This window comes from Bacillus cereus group sp. BfR-BA-01350, assembly GCF_022663775.1.
Classification (GTDB): Bacteria; Bacillota; Bacilli; order Bacillales; family Bacillaceae_G; genus Bacillus_A; species Bacillus_A paranthracis.
In genome coordinates, this window is the sequence record NZ_JAKUGD010000020.1 from 35,797 (window position 1) to 58,431 (window position 22,635).

Here is a 22,635-nt window from a genome sequence, read left to right on the forward strand (position 1 = left end):
GGAAATTGAGATGGGAATTAAAAAGTATAATCCAACTACTAACGGTCGTCGTAACATGACTACGAATGATTTCGCTGAAATCACGACTGACAGACCCGAAAAGTCTTTACTTGCTCCTTTAAGCAAAAAGGCTGGTCGTAATAACCAAGGTAAAATCACTGTACGTCATCAAGGTGGCGGACATAAGCGTCAATACCGTATCATCGACTTCAAACGTAACAAAGATGGAATTCCAGGACGCGTTGCTACGATCGAATACGATCCAAACCGCTCTGCGAATATCGCATTAATTAACTACGTTGACGGTGAAAAACGTTACATTCTTGCTCCTAAGAACTTAGAAGTAGGTATGGAAATTATGTCTGGCGCTGAAGCTGACATTAAAATCGGTAACGCATTACCATTAATCAACATTCCAGTAGGTACTGTTGTTCATAACATCGAGCTTAAACCAGGTCGTGGTGGACAATTAGTTCGTTCTGCTGGTACATCTGCACAAGTACTTGGTAAAGAAGGTAAATACGTTCTTGTACGTTTAACTTCTGGTGAAGTGCGTCTTGTATTATCTGCTTGCCGTGCAACTGTAGGTCAAGTTGGTAACGAGTCACACGAACTTATCAAGATCGGTAAAGCTGGTCGCTCTCGCTGGTTAGGTAAGCGCCCAACTGTTCGTGGTTCTGTAATGAACCCAGTTGATCACCCACACGGTGGTGGTGAAGGACGTTCACCAATCGGACGTAAGTCTCCAATGTCTCCATGGGGTAAACCAACTCTTGGATTCAAAACTCGTAAGAAAAACAAAGCGTCTGACAAATTCATCGTTCGTCGTCGTAAAAAATAATGGGATTGTAGTACGGTTCACTTTGAGAACCGTACGGCAATCACGAAGGGAGGCACCAAAATGGCTCGTAGCTTGAAAAAAGGACCATTTGTCGATGATCATTTAATGAGTAAAATTGCAAAGCTAAATGAAACTGAGCAAAAGCAAGTTGTTAAAACTTGGTCTCGTCGTTCAACGATCTTCCCTCAGTTCATCGGTCACACAATCGCTGTATATGACGGTCGTAAACATGTACCTGTATATGTTACTGAAGACATGGTAGGCCACAAGTTAGGTGAATTCGCACCAACTCGTACGTATAAAGGTCATGATGCTGACGATAAGAAAACTAGAAGATAATGAGAGGAGGCACTTCAATGCAAGCTAAAGCAGTAGCGAGAACAGTTCGTATTGCTCCTCGTAAAGTTCGTTTAGTTGTAGACTTAATCCGAGGTAAGCAAGTGGGTGAAGCGATTGCTATCCTTAACCACACACCAAAAACTGCTTCTCCAGTTGTAGAAAAAGTTTTAAAATCTGCAATCGCAAATGCAGAGCACAATTATGAAATGGACATCAACAGCCTAGTTGTTGAGAAAGTTTTCGTTGACGAAGGTCCAACGTTAAAACGTTTCCGTCCACGTGCAATGGGTCGTGCAAGCCAAATTAACAAACGCACAAGCCACATCACAGTTGTGGTATCAGAAAAGAAGGAGGGATAATCGATGGGTCAAAAGGTTAATCCAATTGGTCTTCGTGTCGGCGTTATCCGTGACTGGGAATCTCGTTGGTTCGCTGAGAAAGATTACGCTACATTATTACATGAAGACATCAAAATCCGTGAGTACATTAATGTACGCTTAAAAGATTCTGCTGTTGCTAAAGTAGAAATCGAACGTGCAGCAAATCGTGTAAATGTTACAATTCACACAGCAAAACCTGGTATGGTAATTGGTAAAGGTGGTACTGAAGTTGAAGCACTTCGTAAAGCTCTTAACCAATTAACAGGCAAGCGTGTACACATCAACATTTTAGAAGTTAAGAGAGCTGATCTTAACGCTAAATTAGTAGGCGAAAACATTGCTCGTCAATTAGAAAACCGTGTATCATTCCGTCGTGCACAAAAGCAAGTTATTCAACGTGCTATGCGTGCAGGTGCTAAAGGTATTAAAACACAGGTTTCTGGTCGTCTTGGCGGAGCTGATATCGCTCGTGCAGAATCTTACAGTGAAGGAACTGTTCCACTTCATACACTTCGCGCTGATATTGACTATGCAGCAGTTGAAGCTGATACAACATACGGTAAATTAGGCGTAAAAGTATGGATCTACCGTGGAGAAGTCCTTCCTACAAAAAAGAAAGCTTCTGAGGAAGGAGGAAAATAATATGTTAATGCCAAAACGCGTAAAATATCGTAGAGAGCATCGTGGTAAAATGCGTGGTCGTGCAAAAGGTGGAACTGAAATTGCTTTCGGTGAATTCGGTTTACAAGCACAAGCTGCTTCATGGATTACAAACCGTCAAATCGAAGCTGCTCGTCGTGCAATGACTCGTTACATGAAACGTGGCGGTAAAGTATGGATTAAAATTTTCCCTTCTAAACCTTACACTGCAAAACCTCTAGAAGTACGTATGGGTTCCGGTAAAGGGGCACCAGAAGGCTGGGTAGCAGTAGTAAAACCTGGGAAAATTATGTTCGAAATCGCGGGTGTATCTGAAGAGGTAGCACGCGAAGCATTACGTCTTGCAGCTCACAAGTTACCTGTGAAATGTAAATTCGTAAAACGTGAAGAAAATGGTGGTGAATCTAATGAAAACTAATGATATTCGTGAATTAACCACTGCCGAAATCGAAACAAAAGTTAAAGCTTTAAAGGAAGAGTTGTTTAATCTTCGCTTCCAACTTGCTACAGGACAATTAGAGAATCCAACTCGCATTCGTGAAGTGCGTAAAGCAATTGCTCGTATGAAAACTGTAGTTCGTGAAAGAGAGATCGGAATTAATCGATAAATTGAGGGGAGGTTTGCATAGTGAGCGAACGTAACCAACGCAAAGTTTATACTGGTCGTGTAGTGTCTGACAAAATGGACAAAACGATTACAGTTTTAGTTGAAACTTACAAAACTCATTCCTTGTACGGAAAACGTGTTAAGTATTCTAAGAAGTACAAAGCCCATGATGAGCAAAACCAAGCGAAACTTGGCGATATCGTTAAAATCATGGAAACTCGCCCGCTTTCTGCTACTAAGCGTTTCCGTTTAGTTGAAATCGTTGAAGAAGCGGTTATTATCTAAATAGACGAATCGGAATTTTTAGTCCGAAGGGAGGTTTCATAACATGATCCAACAAGAATCTCGTTTGAAAGTTGCTGACAACTCTGGTGCACGTGAACTTTTAACAATTAAAGTATTAGGCGGCTCTGGTCGTAAATATGCTAACATTGGTGACATTATCGTTGCTACGGTAAAACAAGCAACACCAGGTGGCGTTGTTAAAAAAGGTGACGTTGTTAAAGCAGTAGTAGTACGTACGAAGAGCGGAGCTCGTCGTCCGGACGGTTCTTACATCAAATTTGATGAAAACGCAGCGGTTATCATTAAAGACGATAAGAGCCCACGTGGTACTCGTATCTTCGGACCAGTAGCTCGTGAATTACGTGATAGCAACTTCATGAAGATCGTTTCTTTAGCTCCAGAAGTTCTATAATTTAAGGTATTGCCTTGCTAAGGAGGTGCAGAATTAAGATGCATGTAAAAAAAGGTGATAAAGTACAGGTAATCACTGGTAAAGACAAAGGAAAACAAGGCGTTATCCTTGTGGCTTTCCCAAAGCAAAACCGTGTTATCGTTGAGGGTGTCAATATCGTTAAGAAGCACTCTAAGCCATCTCAATTAAATCCACAAGGTGGAATTATTACTAAAGAAGCACCTATTCACGTTTCTAACGTTATGATTTTAGATCCGAAAACAGGTGAACCTACTCGTGTAGGCTTCAAAGTAGAAGATGGTAAAAAAGTTCGTATTGCAAAAAAATCTGGTGAATTATTAGATAAATAATTTTCTTAAGAAAGGAGGTCACTTCATTGAATCGCCTTAAAGAGAAGTTCCAAAAGGAAATTACTCCTGCTCTAGTGAGCAAGTTTAACTATAAATCTGTAATGCAGGTACCAAAAATCGAAAAGATCGTAATCAACACTGGTGTTGGTGACGCGGTATCTAACTCAAAAGCGTTAGACAACGCAGTAGAAGAATTAACACAAATCACAGGTCAAAAACCTGTTGTAACTCGTGCTAAAAAATCAATCGCTGGTTTCCGTCTTCGTGAAGGTATGCCAATCGGTGCGAAAGTAACTTTACGCGGCGAGCAAATGTATGAGTTCTTCGACAAATTAGTATCAGTTTCTTTACCACGTGTACGTGATTTCCGTGGTGTTTCTAAGAAATCATTCGATGGTCGTGGAAACTACACATTAGGTGTTAAAGAGCAACTTATTTTCCCTGAGATTGATTATGATAAAGTAAGCAAAGTCCGCGGTATGGACATCGTAATCGTTACTACAGCGAAAACTGATGAAGAAGCTCGTGAACTGTTAACACAATTCGGTATGCCATTCCAAAAATAATGGAAGCCAACGCTAAGTAGAGGAGGCGAAAACGTGGCTAAAAAATCTATGATAGCGAAACAAAAGCGTACTCCTAAGTTTAAAGTACAAGAGTATACACGTTGCGAACGCTGCGGTCGTCCGCATTCTGTATACCGCAAATTTAAACTTTGCCGTATTTGTTTCCGTGAACTTGCATATAAAGGTCAAATTCCTGGTGTTAAAAAAGCTAGTTGGTAAAACCCACAAATGGGAAGGAGGTAAAACACATGGTGATGACAGATCCAATTGCAGACATGCTTACTCGCATCCGTAATGCGAACATGGTACGTCATGAGAAATTAGAGGTTCCTGCTTCTAAAATCAAAAAAGAGATCGCTGAACTTTTAAAACGTGAAGGTTTCATTCGTGATGTAGAATACATCGAGGATAACAAACAAGGTATCCTTCGTATTTTCCTGAAATATGGTGCAAACAATGAACGTGTAATCACTGGATTAAAACGTATCAGTAAACCTGGCTTACGCGTTTACGCTAAAGCTGACGAAGTACCACGTGTACTTAACGGATTAGGTATCGCTCTTGTTTCTACATCTAAGGGAGTAATGACAGACAAAGACGCTCGTCAATTACAAACTGGTGGAGAAGTAGTAGCATACGTTTGGTAATATATATTTAAAACGAACGGAGGTGTGACCACATGTCTCGTATTGGTAAAAAGATTCTTGAAATCCCTGCAGGTGTTACTATTACAGTTGCAGAAGACAATACTGTAACAGTAAAAGGCCCTAAAGGTGAATTAACTCGTACTTTCAATGCTGATATGCTTATCAAAATTGAAGAGAATACATTAACAGTTGAGCGTCCATCTGAACAGAAGGAACACCGTGCATTACACGGTACAACTCGTGCTTTAATCGGAAACATGGTTGAAGGTGTAACTGAAGGTTTCGCACGCGGACTTGAATTAGTCGGTGTTGGTTACCGTGCTCAAAAACAAGGTGATAAACTTGTATTAAGCGTAGGTTATTCTCATCCAGTAGAAATGACTCCGGAAGCAGGTCTTGAAGTTGAAGTACCTGCACCAACTAAGATCGTAATCAAAGGTATCGACAAGCAACGTGTTGGCGAATTTGCTGCTAACATCCGTGCTGTACGTGCTCCTGAGCCTTACAAAGGTAAAGGTATTCGTTACGAAGGCGAAGTTGTTCGTCGTAAAGAAGGTAAAACTGCTAAGTAAACCCGTTAGGTGAGAGAAAGGAGTGACAAGAATGATCACTAAAGCTGATAAAAATGCGACTCGTAAGAAAAGACATGCACGTGTACGTGCTAAACTTACTGGTACTGCAGAGCGTCCACGTTTAAACGTGTTCCGTTCTAACCAACATATTTACGCTCAAGTTATTGATGATGTGAATGGTGTAACGTTAGTAAGTGCATCTACTCTTGATAAAGACCTTGCTCTTAACGGTACTAGCAATATTGAAGCTGCTACGAAAGTTGGAGAATCAGTTGCTAAGCGTGCTGTAGAGAAAGGCGTTAAAGAAGTAGTATTTGATCGCGGTGGTTACTTATACCATGGCCGTGTTAAAGCTCTAGCTGAAGCTGCTCGTGAGGCTGGATTACAATTTTAATGGTCAAAGGAGGGAAAATTGATGCATCGCATTGACCCAAGTAAATTAGAACTTGAAGAACGTGTAGTTACGATAAATCGTGTCGCGAAAGTTGTTAAGGGTGGTCGTCGTTTCCGCTTTGCTGCACTAGTTGTAGTTGGCGATAAAAACGGTCATGTTGGATTCGGTACTGGTAAAGCACAAGAGGTACCAGACGCAATCCGCAAAGCTATCGAAGACGCTAAGAAAAACTTAATCGCTGTACCATTAGTTGGTACAACAATTCCACACACAATCAACGGTCATTTTGGAGCTGGTGAAGTATTCTTAAAGCCTGCTGCTGAGGGTACTGGTGTTATTGCTGGTGGACCTGTTCGTGCGGTCCTTGAATTAGCAGGTGTACAAGATATTCTTTCGAAATCTCTTGGTTCTAACACACCAATCAACATGATTCGCGCTACTGTGAACGGATTAAGCGAACTTAAGCGCGCTGAAGATGTTGCAAAATTACGCGGTAAATCTGTAGAAGAGCTACTAGGTTAAGGAGGGAAAACAAATGGCGAAAAAGTTAGAAATTACCCTCACTCGTAGTGTAATTGGTCGTCCACAAGATCAACGTGCGACGGTAGAAGCTTTAGGTCTTAAAAAGTTGAATTCAACTGTAGTTAAGGAAGAAACTCCTGCTATTCTTGGTATGATCAACAAAGTTTCTCACCTTGTAACTGTAAAAGAAGCTTAAGGATAACTCATTAATATAAGGAGGTGCCTGGGAATGAAACTTCATGAATTAAAACCTGCAGAAGGTTCTCGTAAAGTACGTAACCGTGTCGGTCGTGGTATCGGTTCTGGTAACGGTAAAACTGCTGGTAAAGGTCATAAAGGACAAAACGCACGTTCTGGCGGCGGTGTTCGTCTTGGCTTCGAAGGTGGTCAAACTCCATTATTCCGTCGTTTACCAAAACGCGGCTTCACAAACATTAACCGTAAAGAGTTTGCTATTGTAAACTTATCAACGTTAAATCGTTTTGAAGATGGTACAGAAGTAACACCTGAATTATTGCTGGAAACTGGCGTTATCAGCAAATTAAACGACGGTGTTAAAATTCTTGCAAGCGGCGCAGTAGAGAAAAAACTAACTGTTAAAGCGCACAAGTTCTCTTCAAGTGCTAAAGAAGCAATTGAAGCAGCTGGCGGATCAGTTGAGGTGATCTAATGTTTCGTACAATCTCCAACTTTATGCGCGTTGCTGAGATAAGACGTAAAATATTATTCACTTTAGCGATGTTAATCGTATTCAGGATTGGCACGTTTATCCCCGTGCCATTTACAAATGGAGACGTACTGAAGGCACAAGATCAATTAAATGCCTTAGGTATTCTAAATACATTTGGCGGTGGAGCCTTGAAAAACTTCTCCATCTTTGCGATGGGAATCATGCCGTATATTACAGCATCCATCATCGTGCAATTATTGCAGATGGATGTTGTTCCTAAATTTTCGGAATGGGCGAAGCAAGGTGAAATGGGCCGTCGTAAACTAACGCAATTCACGCGTTATTTTACAATTGTTCTTGCGTTTATTCAGGGGTTTGGTATGTCAATCGGTTTTAACGGTATGGTAGGTGGACAATTAATTTTGAATCCTGGTTGGAGCACTTATTTATACATTGCTACGGTACTGACTGCTGGTACTGCATTTTTAATGTGGTTAGGTGAACAGATTACAGCTAAAGGTGTAGGTAATGGTATTTCCATTCTTATCTTTGGTGGTATTGCCGCAGCGATCCCAAGTGTTATATCTCAAGTGTATCAGCAACAGTTTCAAAATATCGGAGATCAATTGTTCATGAGTATCGTTAAAGTTGCATTGATTTTACTAGCTGTGCTAGCAGTTATTGTGGGTGTTATTTTCATTCAACAGGCTGTTAGGAAGATCCCAATTCAATATGCGAAGCGTGTAACAGGAGGAAATGGTGGTTATGCTGGAGCACAAAACACACATTTACCGCTTAAGGTAAATAGTGCTGGTGTTATTCCAGTAATTTTTGCTGTTTCATTCTTAATTACTCCTCCGACTATTGCACAGTTCTTCCCGAAACATGATGTATCGCAGTGGATTATTGCAAACTTTAACTATTCTCACCCAGTGGGAATGATCATATATGTTGCGCTCATTGTAGCCTTCACATATTTCTATGCGTTTGTTCAGGTTAATCCAGAGCAAATGTCAGAGAATCTAAACAAACAAGGTGGATATGTTCCAGGTATTCGTCCGGGTAAGAATACAGAACAATATCTAACAAAAATCTTGTATCGTTTGACCTTTGTAGGATCAATTTTCCTAGCAGCGATTGCAATCTTACCAGTTATCTTTACGAAGCTGGGAAATCTTCCTCCATCTGCACAGATCGGTGGAACGAGTATGTTAATCGTTGTCGGCGTTGCTTTAGAAACAATGAAGCAACTAGAAAGCCAACTGGTAAAACGCCATTACAAAGGGTTTATCAAGCAGTGAGTAAGTGGGAAGTATTGTCTTCCCTACATGCTCATGTACTCTGAGGGGGAACAAGGATGAACTTAATTTTAATGGGGCTTCCTGGTGCTGGTAAAGGTACACAAGCCGAACAGATTGTTGCCAAGTATAACATCCCTCACATCTCAACAGGAGATATGTTCCGTGCAGCTATGAAGGCTGAAACTGAAATGGGTTTACAAGCAAAATCCTTTATTGATAAAGGGGCACTTGTTCCAGATGAAGTTACAATCGGAATCGTTCGTGAACGTTTAAGTCAAGAAGACTGCGTAAGAGGCTTCTTATTAGACGGTTTCCCACGAACTGTTGCACAAGCATCAGCTCTTGAAGAGATTATGAAAGATCTTGGCAAAAAAATCGACTATGTTTTAAACATTAATGTGGATTCAGGATTGTTATTAAAACGCCTTACAGGCCGTCGCATTTGTAAAGAGTGCGGTGCGACTTACCACTTAGAATTCAATCCGCCAGCAAAAGCTGACGTGTGCGATAAATGTGGTGGCGAGTTATATCAACGCTCTGATGACAATGAAGAAACTGTAGCAAATCGCTTAGATGTAAATATTAAGCAAACTAAACCTTTGCTTGATTTCTACGAGGAGCTTGGTTACTTACAAAGCATTAATGGTGAGCAAGATATCAATAAAGTATTTGCTGATATCGATGTTCTCATCGGAGGCTTAGCGTAATGATAATCTGCAAAACTCCTCGCGAGATAGAAATCATGCGAGAAGCGGGCAGGATCGTTGCTTTGACTCATCAAGAGTTAAAACAGCACATTACTCCAGGAATTACAACGAAAGAGCTCGATCAAATAGCGGAAAAGACGATTCAAAAATATGGTGCTACGCCATCTTTTAAAGGATACAACGGATTTCCGGGGAGCATATGTGCTTCTGTAAATGAAGAGCTTGTACACGGAATTCCAGGGAAGCGCAAGCTCAAAGAGGGCGATATCATCAGTATCGATATTGGTGCGAAATACAATGGGTACCATGGAGATTCTGCATGGACGTATCCAGTTGGAAACATTTCTGAATCTGTTCAAAAGCTACTTGATGTCACAGAAAAATCGTTGTATCTTGGTCTAGAACAAGTAAAACCAGGCGAGAGATTATCAAATATCTCACATGCGGTTCAAACCCATGCTGAAGAGAATGGATTCTCGATCGTTAGGGAGTATGTTGGTCACGGAATCGGGCAAGACTTACATGAGGACCCTCAAATCCCGCACTATGGTCCACCAAATAGAGGCCCTAGATTAAAGCCGGGAATGGTCATCTGTGTTGAGCCGATGGTGAATCAAGGAAGACGATATGTAAAAACACTATCTGATGACTGGACAGTGGTAACGGTAGATGGTAAATGGTGTGCCCATTTTGAGCACACGATTGCTCTTACAGAAGCAGGATACGAAATCCTTACCACTTTATAAGTAGCTGGCTCTCCGGGATTTCAGAGCAGTGTAAAATGTTACTGATTTGAAGAAGGGAGAACTATTGAATGGCTAAAGATGATGTAATTGAAGTCGAAGGTACCGTTCTTGAAACGTTGCCAAATGCTATGTTCAAAGTAGAATTAGAGAATGGGCATGTCGTATTGGCTCACGTTTCTGGTAAAATCCGTATGAACTTCATTCGTATTTTACCAGGAGACAAAGTTACGGTAGAATTATCTCCGTACGATTTAAATCGTGGTCGTATTACGTACCGTTTTAAATAATATAGCACTCCGTAATCTTTAAGGAGGTTCGAGACATGAAAGTAAGACCGTCAGTTAAACCAATCTGCGAAAAATGTAAAGTTATTCGTAGACGTGGAAAAGTAATGGTTATTTGTGAAAACCCTAAACATAAACAAAAACAAGGTTAATCAGAAGGAGGTGCATTCAGAATGGCACGTATCGCAGGTGTAGATATTCCTCGTGACAAACGCGTTGTTATTTCTTTAACTTACGTATTCGGCATTGGTCGCACAACTGCTGAAAAAATTCTTGCTGAAGCTGGTGTTTCTGAAGAAACACGAGTTCGTGATTTAACGGAAGACGAATTAGGACGTATCCGTGATATCATCGATCGTATTAAAGTTGAGGGAGACCTTCGTCGTGAAGTATCTCTTAACATCAAACGTCTAATGGAGATCGGTTCTTACCGTGGTCTTCGTCACCGTCGTGGTTTACCAGTTCGTGGTCAAAACTCTAAAAACAATGCTCGTACACGTAAAGGTCCACGTCGTACAGTAGCAAATAAAAAGAAATAATAAGTAAAGGAGGTTGAACTAACAATGGCACGTAAAACAAACACTCGTAAAAAACGTGTGAAAAAGAATATTGAAGCTGGTGTAGCTCATATTCGTTCTACTTTCAACAACACAATCGTAACACTTACAGATACTCACGGTAACGCGCTTTCTTGGTCTAGTGCTGGTGCACTTGGTTTCCGTGGATCTCGTAAATCTACTCCATTCGCTGCGCAAATGGCTGCTGAAACTGCTGCTAAAGCTGCAATGGAGCACGGTTTAAAAACTTTAGAGGTTACTGTTAAAGGTCCTGGTGCTGGTCGTGAAGCTGCAATTCGTGCTCTTCAAGCTGCAGGTCTAGAAGTAACAGCAATTAGAGATGTTACTCCAGTTCCTCATAATGGATGTCGTCCACCAAAACGTCGTCGTGTGTAATTTTTCTGTATAGAATTTTCCCTTTTGTCTATAATGGATATGATGCATTATCGAGAAATTTCGTACAGAAACATCGCTTGTTGTGCACAATCGGGAACTGCCTAAGGGGGACTTTCGGTTAGACAGAGGTTATACCTTTGTTTAACCGGGGTTTCGACGTTTTGAAGGAGGGTTTAGTTAATGATTGAAATCGAAAAGCCGAAAATCGAAACGGTTGAACTTAACGAAGATGCTAAATATGGTAAATTCGTAATTGAACCGCTTGAGCGTGGATATGGTACTACGTTGGGTAACTCCTTACGTCGTATTCTTTTATCTTCACTCCCTGGTGCCGCTGTTACTGCTATCCAAATCGATGGCGTATTACATGAATTTTCAACAGTTGAGGGCGTAGTAGAAGACGTTACAACGATCATCTTAAACTTGAAAAAGTTAGCTCTTAAAATCTACTCTGAAGAAGAGAAGACGTTGGAAATTGATGTGCAGGGCGAAGGTATTGTCACAGCTGCTGATATTACTCACGATAGTGATGTAGAAATCTTAAATCCAGATTTACACATTGCAACGTTAGCAAAAGATGCGCATTTCCGCGTGCGTTTAACTGCAAAGCGTGGCCGTGGGTATACGCCAGCTGATGCAAATAAAAGCGAAGATCAACCAATAGGAGTAATTCCTATTGATTCTATTTATACTCCAGTATCACGTGTGACTTACCAAGTGGAAAAGACACGTGTCGGACAAGTGGCTAATTATGATAAGCTTACGCTTGATGTATGGACGGATGGAAGCATCGGGCCAAAAGAAGCTATCTCTTTAGGTGCCAAAATCTTAACTGAGCATTTAAATATCTTTGTTGGTTTAACTGATGAAGCACAAAATGCTGAGATTATGGTCGAGAAGGAAGAAGATCAAAAAGAGAAAGTTCTTGAGATGACTATCGAAGAACTAGACCTTTCTGTTCGTTCTTATAATTGCCTAAAACGTGCAGGAATTAATACTGTACAAGAGCTTGCGAACAAAACAGAAGAAGATATGATGAAAGTTCGTAACTTAGGACGTAAATCCTTAGAAGAAGTTAAACATAAACTTGAGGAATTAGGTTTAGGTTTACGTAAAGACGACTGAGGATTTAAACCCATCAACAAAGGAGGGAACTACGAATGGCATACAGAAAATTAGGCCGTACAAGTGCGCAACGTAAAGCTATGTTACGTGACTTAGCTACTGATTTAATTATCAACGAGCGCATCCAAACGACAGAAACTCGTGCAAAAGAACTTCGTTCTGTAGTGGAAAAAATGATCACTTTAGGTAAACGCGGAGATCTTCATGCTCGTCGTCAAGCAGCAGCTTTCATTCGCAATGAAGTAGCTAACGCTGAGACTGGTCAAGATGCACTTCAAAAACTATTCGCTGATGTAGCTCCACGCTATGCTGAGCGCCAAGGCGGATACACTCGTATTGCAAAAATTGGTCCACGTCGCGGAGACGCAGCACCAATGGTAATTATCGAGTTAGTATAATGATAATTAAAAGGGCAGGACAGTTCTTTTCAAGAAACTGGTCATGGCCCTTTTTTTTAAATATAAAAATAGGCTTACTTGGCGAAGGAAAGGGTGCCTTGTATTGAAAAAAGAGAAACTTCGGACAGAAAATATATCATTTCAATATCCTGGTGCAGCCACTTATGCATTAAAAGATGTTTCATTCTCCTTATATGAAGGAGAATGGGTATCTGTTATTGGACAAAACGGTTCTGGGAAGTCTACACTTGCAAAATTATTGAATGGTTTGTTTTTGCCGGAAGCAGGGACAATTACAGTAAATGATACAATGGTTTTGTCAGAGGAAACGGTATGGGATGTTCGAAAACAAATTGGGATGGTATTTCAAAATCCAGATAATCAATTTGTTGGAACAACAGTGCAAGATGACGTTGTCTTTGGTTTAGAGAATATCGGAATGCCAAGAGAGCAAATGGTAGAAAGATTAGATCAGGCCTTACGACTAGTCCGTATGGAAGATTTTCTTAATGATGAGCCACATTCGTTATCTGGTGGGCAAAAGCAGCGAGTAGCAATAGCGGGCGTTTTAGCACTTCAGCCGTCTATTTTGATATTAGATGAAGCAACGTCAATGCTAGACCCTCAAGGGAGACGTGAAGTGGTAGAAACGGTTAGACAACTTGTTAATGAAAAAGGTATTACCGTGTTATCAATTACGCACGATTTAGAAGAAGCGGCACAGTCAGACCGTGTCATTATTTTAAATAAGGGAGAGATATTAGAGGAAGGGACTCCAGAACAAATTTTCAAGTCCTCTCATATGCTCCAAGAAATTGGATTAGATGTACCATTTTCAGTGAAAATAGCAGAATTATTAAAAAGAAATGAAATTCTCTTGCAAAATACGCATCTTACAATGGAAAGCTTGGTGAACGAACTTTGGAGATTACATTCCAAAAAGTAGAACATCGTTATCAATATAAAACTCCATTTGAAAGACGCGCACTTTATGATGTAGACGTGTCGTTTCCAAGTGGGGGCTATTATGCCATTATCGGTCATACTGGTTCAGGTAAGTCGACGATGATTCAACATTTAAATGGTTTATTGCAGCCGACAAATGGCACAGTTCAAATTGGTGAACATTTCATTTCGGCAGGAAAGAAAGAAAAAAAGCTAAAGCCGCTACGTAAAAAGGTTGGGGTTGTCTTTCAATTCCCAGAACATCAGTTATTTGAAGAGACTGTGGAGAAAGATATTTGTTTCGGCCCTACTAATTTTGGGGTATCGGAAGAAGAAGCGAAGCAAAAGGCAAGAGAAGCAATTGAAATTGTAGGGTTAGAACCAGACCTGTTAGCGCGTTCACCATTTGAGTTAAGTGGTGGGCAAATGAGGCGTGTTGCGATAGCAGGCGTATTAGCGATGGAACCCGAAGTGCTTGTATTAGATGAACCTACAGCAGGACTAGATCCAAAAGGGCAAAATGAACTTATGGAGATGTTTTATAAGCTACATAAGGAGAAAGGCCTTACAGTTATCCTTGTAACGCATAATATGGAGGATGCTGCTAAATATGCCGAGCAGATTGTAGTCATGCATAAAGGAACGGTCTTTTTGCAAGGAAGTGCAGAGGAAGTATTTTCACATGCTGATGAACTAGAGAAAATTGGTGTGGATCTTCCTATGTCTTTAAAGTATAAACGTGCAATTGAAGAGAAGTTTGGCATTTCAATCCCAAAGGCTACCTTATCTTTAGAGGATCTTACTCATGAAGTTGTGCAGGTGTTACGAAAAGGTGGTCATGAATCATGCAGCAGTTGATTATTGGAAGATATATTCCAGGGAATTCTCTTATTCATCAACTTGATCCACGTACGAAGCTGCTGATTGTCTTTTTATATGTATTTGTTGTTTTCTTAGCAAATAATGCGATTTCATATGGATTTTTATTTTTATATGCACTCATTGCTTTATTTTTTGCAAAAGTGCCGATTCGTTATGTACTTTCGGGCTTAAAACCAATTCTATGGATTTTTCTTTTTACATTTTTCCTGCATATTTTAACAAATAAAGAAGGGGAAGTACTATTCCAGCTTGGTTGGTTTTCGATACATGAAAAAGGATTAGAGCAAGGAATATACATTTCTATACGATTCTTCGTTATTATTTTAATGACGACATTATTAACGTTAACGACGACACCCATTGAGATTACAGATGGTTTGGAGACGTTATTAAAGCCGTTGAAGCGTATAAAAGTTCCTGTTCATGAAATCGCATTAATGATGTCAATTTCTCTTCGTTTTATCCCGACATTAATGGATGAAACGAGTAAAATAATGAAGGCACAATCGTCACGTGGTATTGATTTTGCAGGGGGACCGATAAAAGATAGGATGAAAGCTATCATTTCACTACTCGTTCCTCTATTTATCAGTGCTTTTAAGCGTGCAGAAGACTTAGCAATTGCTATGGAAGCCCGTGGATATCAAAGTGGCGAAGGACGTACTAAATTTAGGCAACTACGCTGGAAAACAAGCGATACTGTAACGATTATAAGCTTACTTTGTTTAGCTTGTATTTTGGCATGGGTGCGATCGTAATGGAGAATAAAGAAATGGATAGAATAAAATGTACGGTTGCATATGATGGCATGCATTTTTGTGGTTATCAAATTCAACCGCAGCATCGTACTGTTCAACAAGAAATAGAGAAAGCTTTACAGAAATTGCATAAAGGGGAACTTGTTCGTGTTCAGGCATCGGGCAGAACAGATTCTACTGTTCATGCTAAAGGACAAGTGATACACTTTGATACACCGTTGTCTCTTGAAGAGTGGCAATGGAGCAATGCATTAAACACTATGTTACCAGATGATATTGTTATCACACAGGTAGAGAAAAAAACAGAAGAATTTCACGCACGTTACGGTGTCGAGAGAAAAGAATATCGTTATCGTGTATTATTATCAAAGACTGCGGATGTATTCCGTAGAAATTACGTATATCAATATCCATATCCGCTCGAAATAAATGCTATAAGAAAAGCGATCCCTTATTTTATTGGAACGCATGATTTCACTTCTTTTTGTTCGGCAAAAACTGACAAAAAAGATAAAGTGAGAACAATTTATGAAATCGAGCTAATTGAGCAGGACGACGAATTAATTTTTCGTTTTGTAGGTAATGGATTTTTATATAATATGGTCAGGATTATTGTTGGTACGTTACTGAGCGTAGGGCAAGGAAAGCTTGATCCGGATAGCATTCCAGAGATTTTAGCGAAACAAAATCGTCAGTTTGCTGGAAAGATGGCTCCTGGTCATGGGCTTTATTTATGGCAGGTAAACTATAACAACTAATCCTGGTGTAACATTTGCTTGACATTAGAAACTCAAAAGTATATCATAACATATGGTATTGTTTCTAAAACCACGATTAGCCCCGGAAGGAAATCGTGTTTAAGATAAACAATAGATTTTTTCTATGGAAAAGATAACGAGGAGGGAAACACATGCGTACGACTTTTATGGCAAAAGCTAACGAAGTTGAGCGTAAATGGTATGTGGTTGATGCTGAAGGTCAAACTTTAGGTCGCCTTGCTAGTGAAGTAGCATCCATTTTACGTGGTAAAAACAAACCTACATTTACACCACACGTTGACACGGGTGATCATGTAATTATTATTAACGCTGAGAAAATTCATTTAACAGGTAATAAATTAAACGATAAAATTTACTACCGTCACACTAACCACCCAGGTGGACTTAAACAAAGAACAGCTCTTGAAATGCGTACAAACTACCCTGTACAAATGTTAGAGCTTGCAATTAAAGGCATGCTTCCAAAAGGACGCTTAGGCCGTCAAGTTTCTAAGAAACTAAACGTGTATGCTGGAGCAGAGCATCCACACCAAGCACAAAAACCAGAAGTTTACGAACTTCGCGGATAATCAATTAAAGGAGGGCTTACTTTGGCACAGGTTCAATACTATGGCACTGGACGTCGTAAGAGTTCAGTAGCGCGCGTACGCCTAGTTCCAGGCGAAGGACGCGTTATCATTAACGGTCGTGATTTTGAAAACTATATCCCATTTGCTGCATTACGTGAAGTAGTGAAACAACCTCTAGTTGCAACAGAAACTTTAGGTAACTACGATGTACTTGTAAACGTAAATGGTGGTGGATACACTGGTCAAGCTGGTGCTATTCGTCACGGTATTTCTCGCGCTTTATTAAAAGCTGATCCAGAATACCGTCTAACACTAAAACGTGCAGGTCTATTAACTCGTGACGCACGTATGAAAGAGCGTAAAAAATACGGTCTTAAAGGCGCACGTCGTGCACCTCAGTTCTCAAAACGTTAATTTTTGCGAACTACAAACCCCAACCATTTTGGTTGGGGTTTTTTATGTTTCATTCCGCTTTTGAAATTTTTGTAGTTTGGAATATTTTAGTGCTATCCTCTCGCGTATGCTTCTTCTTTAGAAGTTTAGACTAATACGTATTAGGGAGGTTTATAAGTACTATGAATGTCATTGTCAGCTTACAAGAAAAACAAAAAGAAAAGCAGTTGAAATATGAGCGGAAGATGCTGCGGGAATTATCATTAAAAACATTACGTTCAAATATTAGAGATGCCTTTCAGATGCAGGAACTTCATCGTCAGTATGAAGATTACTGCATTGAATTAGGGATAGAATCGTATTTATTAGGAGCGAGATATAGCAAATTTGGTTATTATGGCGAATCGTTCTTTGATGTGAAATATAGGGCCTTAGAAGAAGAGCAACAATTAACGGAAACACTATTTCAATTTTTAACGAGCATGACTATGCGGGAGATTAAGTTACAAGATGAGGAATTACTTTTTGAATCTTGCCAGCAGTTTATCGGCTTATGGTGGCAGGAAGGATATGAAAAAGGTGAAAGAAGATATCGATTAAAGCTTCATTAAGACAAGCATAAACTTTCCTCTTGTCCCATATAAGTAATTAGAGGGACTAGCTGGAGGAGGAAAGGTATGAAGAGAATTCGAATTATCTCTTTTGCACTCGCTGCGGTTATTTTGTTTTTTTTAGTCAAACAAGAATTTCAAATTACAAAATCGTGGCGAGCTTGGAATTTACCCTTATCAGGGAAAGTAATTGTATTAGATGCTGGGCATGGTGGACCAGACGGAGGGGCTGTTGGTGGCAAGGATATTGTAGAAAAAGATATTACGCTTGAGATTACAAAGAAGGTGCAAGATTATTTACAAGAGCAAGGTGCACTAGTGATTTTAACGCGTGAGGGAGATTATGATTTAGCCCAGAAAGATACAAAGTCATATAGTAGACGTAAAGCAGAAGATTTAAAAAAACGTGTAGAGATTATTAATAAACCCGATGTAGATTTTTTTGCAAGTATCCATTTAAATGCTTTAACTAGTAGTGGATCGAAAGGCGCACAAACGTTCTATTACCGTTCTTCAATTGAAAATGAACGTGCTGCGAAATTTATACAAGCTGAGTTGAGAACGAGTTTAGAGAATACAAATCGTTCTGCTAAAACAATTTCTCATGTGTATTTATTAAAGTATGCGAAAACCCCAGGTGCTTTAATTGAAGCTGGCTTTTTATCGAATGTAAATGAAAGGTATATGTTAAATTCGGAGAAATATCAGCAAAAGGTAGCAGCTGCAGTATATCGTGGTATATTACGTTATTTCACGGAAAAAGGAAATCCTCCAGAATAAGGAGGATTTTTTTGCGTTTCTCTCGTTAACGAAGTTTTCCGAAAATATGTTATACTGGAAATGTAAACGCATTTATTTCAAAAGTAAAGAGAGATATATTTAATTAAAACATTATGTTATTTTTCATACAGGGGGCTGGGCTAATTATGGTAACGAAAGAGCAAGTAGTGGAAGCGTTAGAAGGGATTGTAGATCCGTTTTTACATAAAACGTTAAAAGAAACAGGGGCAATTAAAGAGGTAACAGTCAAGCCTGAGAAGGAACATGTAAGTGTTAAAATTGCAATCGTAAAAACTGGTACCGCGGAACAAATGCAATTGCAATCTGGAATTGTAAAGTTAGTAAAAGAACTAGGAGCAGCAACAGTAGGGCTTCGCTTTGCAGAATTTACAGAAGAGGAATTAGCTCAGTTTGCACCAGAACAAGAAGAAGAGCAAACTGAATCTTTATTGTCACCAAATTCGAAAACGACATTTTTAGCAGTGGCGAGTGGAAAAGGTGGAGTAGGGAAATCAACAGTTTCTGTTAACCTTGCTATTGCTTTAGCTCGTCTAGGGAAAAAAGTTGGTATCATTGATGCTGATATTTATGGTTTTAGCGTACCTGATATGATGGGGATAGAAAAACGCCCTGTAGTAAGAGGAGATAAAATCATTCCAGTGGAGCGTCTAGGTGTAAAGGTAATCTCAATGGGATTCTTTGTAGAAGATAATGCACCGGTTATTTGGAGAGGGCCTATGCTTGGGAAAATGTTAAATCATTTCTTTACAGAAGTAGAATGGGGCGATTTAGATTATTTAGTTTTAGATTTACCACCAGGTACAGGTGATGTTGCGCTAGACTTACATTCGATGTTGCCGGCTTGTAAAGAGATTATTGTCACAACACCGCATCCAACAGCGGCATTTGTAGCAGCACGTGCTGGAGCAATGGCTTTACGTACAGAACATAGCATTCTTGGTGTTGTTGAAAATATGGCTTATTTTGAAAGTAAAACAACTGGCGAAAAAGAATATGTGTTTGGAAGAGGTGGTGGAGATAAATTAGCTACAGAACTTCAAACAGAAGTACTTGGCCGAATCCCGCTTCAACAACCTGATTGGAATAAAGAAGATTTTGCGCCGTCAGTATATGAAGATACGCATACGACAGGTCTTATTTATCGCACAATAGCTGAAGCGGTAATTGATAAAACAACTGTTGCGCAAAAATAAAATAATAATGAGTGGATGATACATGTATTGTCCACTCATTATTATCGTTATTATTTTTACTGCTGTTCCTTTTTACCTTCTTGGGAACCACCTTCACCGCCGGCTTCCTTTTTATCAGAACCACTTTTTTCGGCTTTTTGGACACCTTTACTAATAATATCAATCATCTTAGCTTGGAAGAGTGGGCTTTCAGCAGTTTCTGTTAATACTTGTTGTAAATATTGACGGTATTCTTTGCTCTTCATTGTTTGTAACATCATTTTTTCTACTTCAGGGTTTTTCATAATTTCTATAACGCCTGCTTGGTATTCAGGGTCTTTTAGTAATGTTTTCATTAAGGCTGTTTGTTCTTTTCCCATACTTTTAGCGAATTTCGATGAGAACTCAGGGTCTTTAAAGAGCTTTTCCCAGAATTGTTGCCCTTTATCGGATACCATTGCATCTTCAATCGTTTTCTTTACTACTGTTTCATCTAGTATGAGTGCTTGTTTCATTTTTTCATCAGTTAACACATCTTGAATGGCTTTCTTACCTTGATCGGTTTTTAAAATATCAACAATCATTTTCTTCGTTTGATCATAATCAAGTTCGGACTTTGCTTCTTTTTCTTGTGCACATGCTACAAGTACAAGAAATAGAAAAGAAGAAGTCAAAACGAGCAGCATCCGTTTCATAAGTTGGAACTCCTTTCAGCACAGTTCTCTCTTTTTAATATAAATATCTTTAAGGAATTTATACATGAACATGGCTAGCTTTTTGAAATTGTCATTGATACAATTTAATTAGAAATATAAGGATAATGGGGGATGTGTTGTGAATAGCCGCAAGTGGGTTCGACTATTTTTTACGACGTTGTTTCTTGGTGGGGTTAGTACAGTCATTATTGGATTTGTTTTAGAGTGGGACAAGTACGCGAAGTTTTTTCAAAATTTCGACGGAAAGGAAATTTTGGCAGTTTCCTTCTGGTTGATGGGTGTAGGATTTATTTTTAGTGTGATAAGTCAAATGGGGTTTTTTGCCTATTTAACAATTCATCGTTTTGGATTAGGGATGTTCAGGTCATCTTCTTTATGGAATATAGTCCAGCTCTTCTTCATTGCATTCGTTTTATTTGATTTTGTGTATTTAAGATCGGTATTGATTGCAAATGGGGAAATTTCATTAGGGAATAACATACTTGTTGCTGGTGTGTTATTTATGTTTGGGGCCATCGTTGCTTATATAAAAAGTAAAGAAACGAATAAAAAGGCATTTGTGCCAGCTTTGTTCTTTATGGTTGTTGTAACAATTCTTGAGTGGGTACCAGCACTTCGAATTAATGATACAGATTGGTTATATTTAATGGTGATACCACTTTTATTATGTAATGCATATCAGTTACTTATATTACATCGTTTAATTGGAAAGACGAGTAAGTCGGCCTAATTAAGAGAGTTTTTACGCAGGGTAGTTGTACGAATGAAAATATCGGGATAAAAAAAGCTCTATTACCTGAACGAAAGGTAGTAGAGCTTTTTATGTGTAAAAAATTATTGGACATCTTTACTTTTCGTACTTGTGTTGGAAATAAGTTGTGATACGGATATTTGCTCATAGCCGTCACTCTTTAATTTCTGTAGAAGCAGTGGTAAAGCTTTATTTGTTTGAAGAGCAGAATCGGATGCATGTAATAAGACGATATCTCCACCTTTTAAATTATTAGAGACGGTGGAAACGATATTGTTTACGCCAGGGTTTTTCCAATCGTTTGAGTTATTACTCCAATGAACGACAGTGTATCCGAGTGATTCTGCTATTTTAAGTGTTGCCTTGTTAAAGTCTCCACTAGGTGGACGCAATAGTTTAATTTGTTTCACACCGAGTTTTGTAAAAACATCTTGTGCTCGCAGAAGATCTCTTCGTATTTCATTTGCCTCTAGAGAAGTGTAGGACGTGTAATTATAACCCATACTACCGATTTCATGTCCATCTTTTATGATGCGTTCAACAACATCAGGGTGTCTTTCTGCCCATGCAGCAGAAAGGAAGAAGGTTGCATTCTTAATATCTCTTTCTTTAAGTGTATCAAGGATTGGAATTGCTTTTTTGTCTCCCCAACTAATATCAAACGTGAATGCAACTTGTTTTTTAGAGGTGTCGCCTTTGTAAATAACTTTAGGTCCTGTAGCGGTTGAAAAAGCAGACTCGTGTGAATATGTTTTCAAAAAGAGTAGCCATGCTGTAAATAAGGAAAGTATCACTATTAAGCTAATGTGTTTAAAGTTTCTTTTACTCGTAATAAAAAAGAAAAACATAATATTACGCCCCTTTGTCCAATCCTTTTCAGTTACATATATGCTGTAAATATAAAAAAGAGAACAAGGGATTAATATCGTAAGTAGTGGATATAATGGATGGTAGGATTTTGTTAAATGAAAATGGGCTTAATTTTTATTGATCTGGAAGAAGTGATTGAGGTGATGATTTGCTTGGGTTTATGTTAACGAAAGAAGAGAAAAAAGAAATGGAATACATATTGAAGAGAGAGTTAGAAGAACTTTTATTTGATTTTGAAGATGAACGTATTCATGACGTTGTAAAAAAGGCAATGGAAGAAAGGTATAAAATCATTTTTTGTTTGTTTCGAAGAGTCGCTAATGCAGAAGAATGTATTCGTTATGTAAGAAAAAGAACTTTTTATTAAAAAGTGTTGACGTCGATAGATATTATATGATAAATTAATAACCGTCGCTGATGCGGAAACGCAAAAAACGACAAAAAAGAAATTGAAAAACTTAGTTGACATTGAAAAACGAAGATGTTAACATAAGGAAGTCGCAAATGAGCGACTAAGCAGTTCTTTGAAAACTGAACGAAACAAACAACGTGAAACGTCAATTTTTATTTTAGATGCTAGACAAACTAACTTTATTGGAGAGTTTGATCCTGGCTCAGGATGAACGCTG

General features: G+C 39.1%; 39 protein-coding genes. 37 read left to right on the plus strand and 2 right to left on the minus strand.

Annotated features, from left to right (window positions below):
- The first annotated feature begins 10 nt into the window (after positions 1-10).
- The 35 genes from rplB to MR147_RS25695 all read left to right on the plus strand — a co-directional run bounded on the left by rplB (position 11) and on the right by MR147_RS25695 (position 19,690).
- Positions 11-841: a 50S ribosomal protein L2 gene (rplB, locus tag MR147_RS25525; protein WP_000511580.1), complete on the plus strand. Its 831-nt coding sequence runs from the start codon at positions 11-13 to the stop codon at positions 839-841.
- A 60-nt stretch (positions 842-901) separates the two neighbouring features.
- Positions 902-1,180: a 30S ribosomal protein S19 gene (gene rpsS / locus MR147_RS25530; protein ID WP_000124453.1), complete on the plus strand. Its 279-nt coding sequence runs from the start codon at positions 902-904 to the stop codon at positions 1,178-1,180.
- 17 nt (positions 1,181-1,197) lie between these two features.
- Positions 1,198-1,539 carry a 50S ribosomal protein L22 gene (rplV, locus tag MR147_RS25535; protein ID WP_001148025.1) on the plus strand — a complete coding sequence of 114 codons (342 nt, stop codon included), beginning with the start codon at positions 1,198-1,200 and terminating at the stop codon, positions 1,537-1,539.
- 3 nt (positions 1,540-1,542) lie between these two features.
- Entirely contained in the window at positions 1,543-2,202 is a 660-nt protein-coding gene (rpsC, locus tag MR147_RS25540) for a 30S ribosomal protein S3 (protein WP_000529956.1), read from the plus strand.
- A gap of 1 nt (position 2,203) precedes the next feature.
- Positions 2,204-2,638: a 50S ribosomal protein L16 gene (rplP, locus tag MR147_RS25545; RefSeq protein WP_000928969.1), complete on the plus strand. Its 435-nt coding sequence runs from the start codon at positions 2,204-2,206 to the stop codon at positions 2,636-2,638.
- Positions 2,628-2,828, plus strand: coding sequence for a 50S ribosomal protein L29 (rpmC, locus tag MR147_RS25550; protein WP_000855718.1), 201 nt, complete (start codon positions 2,628-2,630; stop codon positions 2,826-2,828). The genes rplP and rpmC overlap by 11 nt, the downstream gene beginning before the upstream one ends.
- 20 nt (positions 2,829-2,848) lie before the next feature.
- Positions 2,849-3,112, plus strand: a complete 264-nt coding sequence (rpsQ, locus tag MR147_RS25555; RefSeq protein ID WP_000004106.1) for a 30S ribosomal protein S17 — start codon at positions 2,849-2,851, stop codon at positions 3,110-3,112.
- Positions 3,113-3,155: 43 nt separating this feature from the next.
- Positions 3,156-3,524 carry a 50S ribosomal protein L14 gene (gene rplN / locus MR147_RS25560; RefSeq protein WP_000615912.1) on the plus strand — a complete coding sequence of 123 codons (369 nt, stop codon included), beginning with the start codon at positions 3,156-3,158 and terminating at the stop codon, positions 3,522-3,524.
- 38 nt (positions 3,525-3,562) lie between these two features.
- Complete coding sequence (rplX, locus tag MR147_RS25565; protein WP_000558200.1) at positions 3,563-3,874, plus strand: 50S ribosomal protein L24; 312 nt, start codon at positions 3,563-3,565, stop codon at positions 3,872-3,874.
- A 26-nt stretch (positions 3,875-3,900) separates the two neighbouring features.
- The gene (gene rplE / locus MR147_RS25570; RefSeq protein ID WP_001080831.1) at positions 3,901-4,440 is read left to right on the plus strand and encodes a 50S ribosomal protein L5; all 540 of its coding nucleotides are present in this window, start codon (positions 3,901-3,903) and stop codon (positions 4,438-4,440) included.
- Between the two features lie 33 nt (positions 4,441-4,473).
- A complete protein-coding gene (gene rpsN, locus MR147_RS25575) occupies positions 4,474-4,659 on the plus strand; it encodes a 30S ribosomal protein S14 (RefSeq protein WP_001085700.1) in 186 nt (61 codons plus the stop codon).
- Positions 4,660-4,688: 29 nt separating this feature from the next.
- Entirely contained in the window at positions 4,689-5,087 is a 399-nt protein-coding gene (rpsH, locus tag MR147_RS25580) for a 30S ribosomal protein S8 (protein ID WP_000245511.1), read from the plus strand.
- Positions 5,088-5,119: 32 nt separating this feature from the next.
- Entirely contained in the window at positions 5,120-5,659 is a 540-nt protein-coding gene (gene rplF, locus MR147_RS25585) for a 50S ribosomal protein L6 (RefSeq protein ID WP_000086558.1), read from the plus strand.
- A 31-nt stretch (positions 5,660-5,690) separates the two neighbouring features.
- Positions 5,691-6,053 (plus strand): 50S ribosomal protein L18, encoded by a 363-nt coding sequence (rplR, locus tag MR147_RS25590; RefSeq protein ID WP_000628816.1) that lies wholly within the window; start codon positions 5,691-5,693, stop codon positions 6,051-6,053.
- A 21-nt stretch (positions 6,054-6,074) separates the two neighbouring features.
- Positions 6,075-6,575 carry a 30S ribosomal protein S5 gene (gene rpsE / locus MR147_RS25595; RefSeq protein WP_000554646.1) on the plus strand — a complete coding sequence of 167 codons (501 nt, stop codon included), beginning with the start codon at positions 6,075-6,077 and terminating at the stop codon, positions 6,573-6,575.
- A gap of 13 nt (positions 6,576-6,588) precedes the next feature.
- Positions 6,589-6,771 carry a 50S ribosomal protein L30 gene (gene rpmD / locus MR147_RS25600; RefSeq protein WP_001085234.1) on the plus strand — a complete coding sequence of 61 codons (183 nt, stop codon included), beginning with the start codon at positions 6,589-6,591 and terminating at the stop codon, positions 6,769-6,771.
- 33 nt (positions 6,772-6,804) lie between these two features.
- Positions 6,805-7,245 (plus strand): 50S ribosomal protein L15, encoded by a 441-nt coding sequence (rplO, locus tag MR147_RS25605; protein WP_000766080.1) that lies wholly within the window; start codon positions 6,805-6,807, stop codon positions 7,243-7,245.
- Complete coding sequence (secY, locus tag MR147_RS25610; RefSeq protein ID WP_000490114.1) at positions 7,245-8,546, plus strand: preprotein translocase subunit SecY; 1,302 nt, start codon at positions 7,245-7,247, stop codon at positions 8,544-8,546. Before rplO ends, secY begins: the two co-directional genes overlap by 1 nt.
- A 56-nt stretch (positions 8,547-8,602) precedes the next feature.
- Entirely contained in the window at positions 8,603-9,253 is a 651-nt protein-coding gene (locus tag MR147_RS25615) for an adenylate kinase (protein WP_001048996.1), read from the plus strand.
- Complete coding sequence (map, locus tag MR147_RS25620) at positions 9,253-9,999, plus strand: type I methionyl aminopeptidase (RefSeq protein WP_000582539.1); 747 nt, start codon at positions 9,253-9,255, stop codon at positions 9,997-9,999. Before MR147_RS25615 ends, map begins: the two co-directional genes overlap by 1 nt.
- 68 nt (positions 10,000-10,067) lie before the next feature.
- Entirely contained in the window at positions 10,068-10,286 is a 219-nt protein-coding gene (gene infA / locus MR147_RS25625) for a translation initiation factor IF-1 (protein ID WP_001029884.1), read from the plus strand.
- A 35-nt stretch (positions 10,287-10,321) separates the two neighbouring features.
- Positions 10,322-10,435, plus strand: a complete 114-nt coding sequence (rpmJ, locus tag MR147_RS25630; RefSeq protein WP_000868344.1) for a 50S ribosomal protein L36 — start codon at positions 10,322-10,324, stop codon at positions 10,433-10,435.
- Positions 10,436-10,456: 21 nt separating this feature from the next.
- Positions 10,457-10,822 (plus strand): 30S ribosomal protein S13, encoded by a 366-nt coding sequence (rpsM, locus tag MR147_RS25635; protein WP_000090789.1) that lies wholly within the window; start codon positions 10,457-10,459, stop codon positions 10,820-10,822.
- A gap of 24 nt (positions 10,823-10,846) precedes the next feature.
- On the plus strand, positions 10,847-11,236 hold the full coding sequence (gene rpsK, locus MR147_RS25640) for a 30S ribosomal protein S11 (protein WP_000101799.1): 390 nt from the start codon (positions 10,847-10,849) through the stop codon (positions 11,234-11,236).
- A gap of 180 nt (positions 11,237-11,416) precedes the next feature.
- Complete coding sequence (locus MR147_RS25645) at positions 11,417-12,361, plus strand: DNA-directed RNA polymerase subunit alpha (RefSeq protein WP_000569643.1); 945 nt, start codon at positions 11,417-11,419, stop codon at positions 12,359-12,361.
- Positions 12,362-12,396: 35 nt separating this feature from the next.
- Positions 12,397-12,759, plus strand: a complete 363-nt coding sequence (gene rplQ / locus MR147_RS25650) for a 50S ribosomal protein L17 (RefSeq protein ID WP_000331490.1) — start codon at positions 12,397-12,399, stop codon at positions 12,757-12,759.
- Positions 12,760-12,862: 103 nt separating this feature from the next.
- Positions 12,863-13,705: an energy-coupling factor ABC transporter ATP-binding protein gene (locus MR147_RS25655; RefSeq protein WP_000711783.1), complete on the plus strand. Its 843-nt coding sequence runs from the start codon at positions 12,863-12,865 to the stop codon at positions 13,703-13,705.
- A complete protein-coding gene (locus MR147_RS25660) occupies positions 13,681-14,562 on the plus strand; it encodes an energy-coupling factor ABC transporter ATP-binding protein (RefSeq protein ID WP_074610581.1) in 882 nt (293 codons plus the stop codon). Before MR147_RS25655 ends, MR147_RS25660 begins: the two co-directional genes overlap by 25 nt.
- Positions 14,550-15,344 (plus strand): energy-coupling factor transporter transmembrane component T family protein, encoded by a 795-nt coding sequence (locus MR147_RS25665; RefSeq protein WP_001186536.1) that lies wholly within the window; start codon positions 14,550-14,552, stop codon positions 15,342-15,344. The genes MR147_RS25660 and MR147_RS25665 overlap by 13 nt, the downstream gene beginning before the upstream one ends.
- A 14-nt stretch (positions 15,345-15,358) precedes the next feature.
- A complete protein-coding gene (truA, locus tag MR147_RS25670) occupies positions 15,359-16,102 on the plus strand; it encodes a tRNA pseudouridine(38-40) synthase TruA (protein WP_002163776.1) in 744 nt (247 codons plus the stop codon).
- A gap of 152 nt (positions 16,103-16,254) precedes the next feature.
- Positions 16,255-16,692, plus strand: coding sequence for a 50S ribosomal protein L13 (gene rplM / locus MR147_RS25675; RefSeq protein WP_001260793.1), 438 nt, complete (start codon positions 16,255-16,257; stop codon positions 16,690-16,692).
- Positions 16,693-16,713: 21 nt separating this feature from the next.
- Positions 16,714-17,106 (plus strand): 30S ribosomal protein S9, encoded by a 393-nt coding sequence (gene rpsI, locus MR147_RS25680; RefSeq protein ID WP_000079986.1) that lies wholly within the window; start codon positions 16,714-16,716, stop codon positions 17,104-17,106.
- A gap of 161 nt (positions 17,107-17,267) precedes the next feature.
- On the plus strand, positions 17,268-17,696 hold the full coding sequence (locus tag MR147_RS25685; RefSeq protein ID WP_001101006.1) for a YbaK family protein: 429 nt from the start codon (positions 17,268-17,270) through the stop codon (positions 17,694-17,696).
- 66 nt (positions 17,697-17,762) lie between these two features.
- The gene (gene cwlD / locus MR147_RS25690) at positions 17,763-18,476 is read left to right on the plus strand and encodes an N-acetylmuramoyl-L-alanine amidase CwlD (protein ID WP_000822436.1); all 714 of its coding nucleotides are present in this window, start codon (positions 17,763-17,765) and stop codon (positions 18,474-18,476) included.
- Positions 18,477-18,622: 146 nt separating this feature from the next.
- Complete coding sequence (locus tag MR147_RS25695; protein ID WP_000256607.1) at positions 18,623-19,690, plus strand: Mrp/NBP35 family ATP-binding protein; 1,068 nt, start codon at positions 18,623-18,625, stop codon at positions 19,688-19,690.
- Positions 19,691-19,746: 56 nt separating this feature from the next.
- On the opposite strand, the gene gerD is transcribed toward MR147_RS25695, so the two are convergent.
- Positions 19,747-20,364 carry a spore germination protein GerD gene (gerD, locus tag MR147_RS25700; RefSeq protein WP_000827519.1) on the minus strand — a complete coding sequence of 206 codons (618 nt, stop codon included), beginning with the start codon at positions 20,362-20,364 and terminating at the stop codon, positions 19,747-19,749.
- 139 nt (positions 20,365-20,503) lie between these two features.
- Here gerD and kbaA point away from each other — a divergent pair, with 139 nt between their 5' ends.
- Entirely contained in the window at positions 20,504-21,115 is a 612-nt protein-coding gene (gene kbaA, locus MR147_RS25705) for a KinB signaling pathway activation protein KbaA (RefSeq protein WP_070805071.1), read from the plus strand.
- A gap of 104 nt (positions 21,116-21,219) precedes the next feature.
- Here kbaA and pdaB read toward each other — a convergent pair whose 3' ends face one another.
- Positions 21,220-21,984 carry a polysaccharide deacetylase family sporulation protein PdaB gene (pdaB, locus tag MR147_RS25710; protein WP_000464707.1) on the minus strand — a complete coding sequence of 255 codons (765 nt, stop codon included), beginning with the start codon at positions 21,982-21,984 and terminating at the stop codon, positions 21,220-21,222.
- Between the two features lie 170 nt (positions 21,985-22,154).
- On the opposite strand from pdaB, the gene MR147_RS25715 reads away from it, so the two are divergent.
- Complete coding sequence (locus MR147_RS25715) at positions 22,155-22,373, plus strand: hypothetical protein (protein ID WP_000900296.1); 219 nt, start codon at positions 22,155-22,157, stop codon at positions 22,371-22,373.
- Positions 22,374-22,635 lie beyond the last annotated feature (262 nt).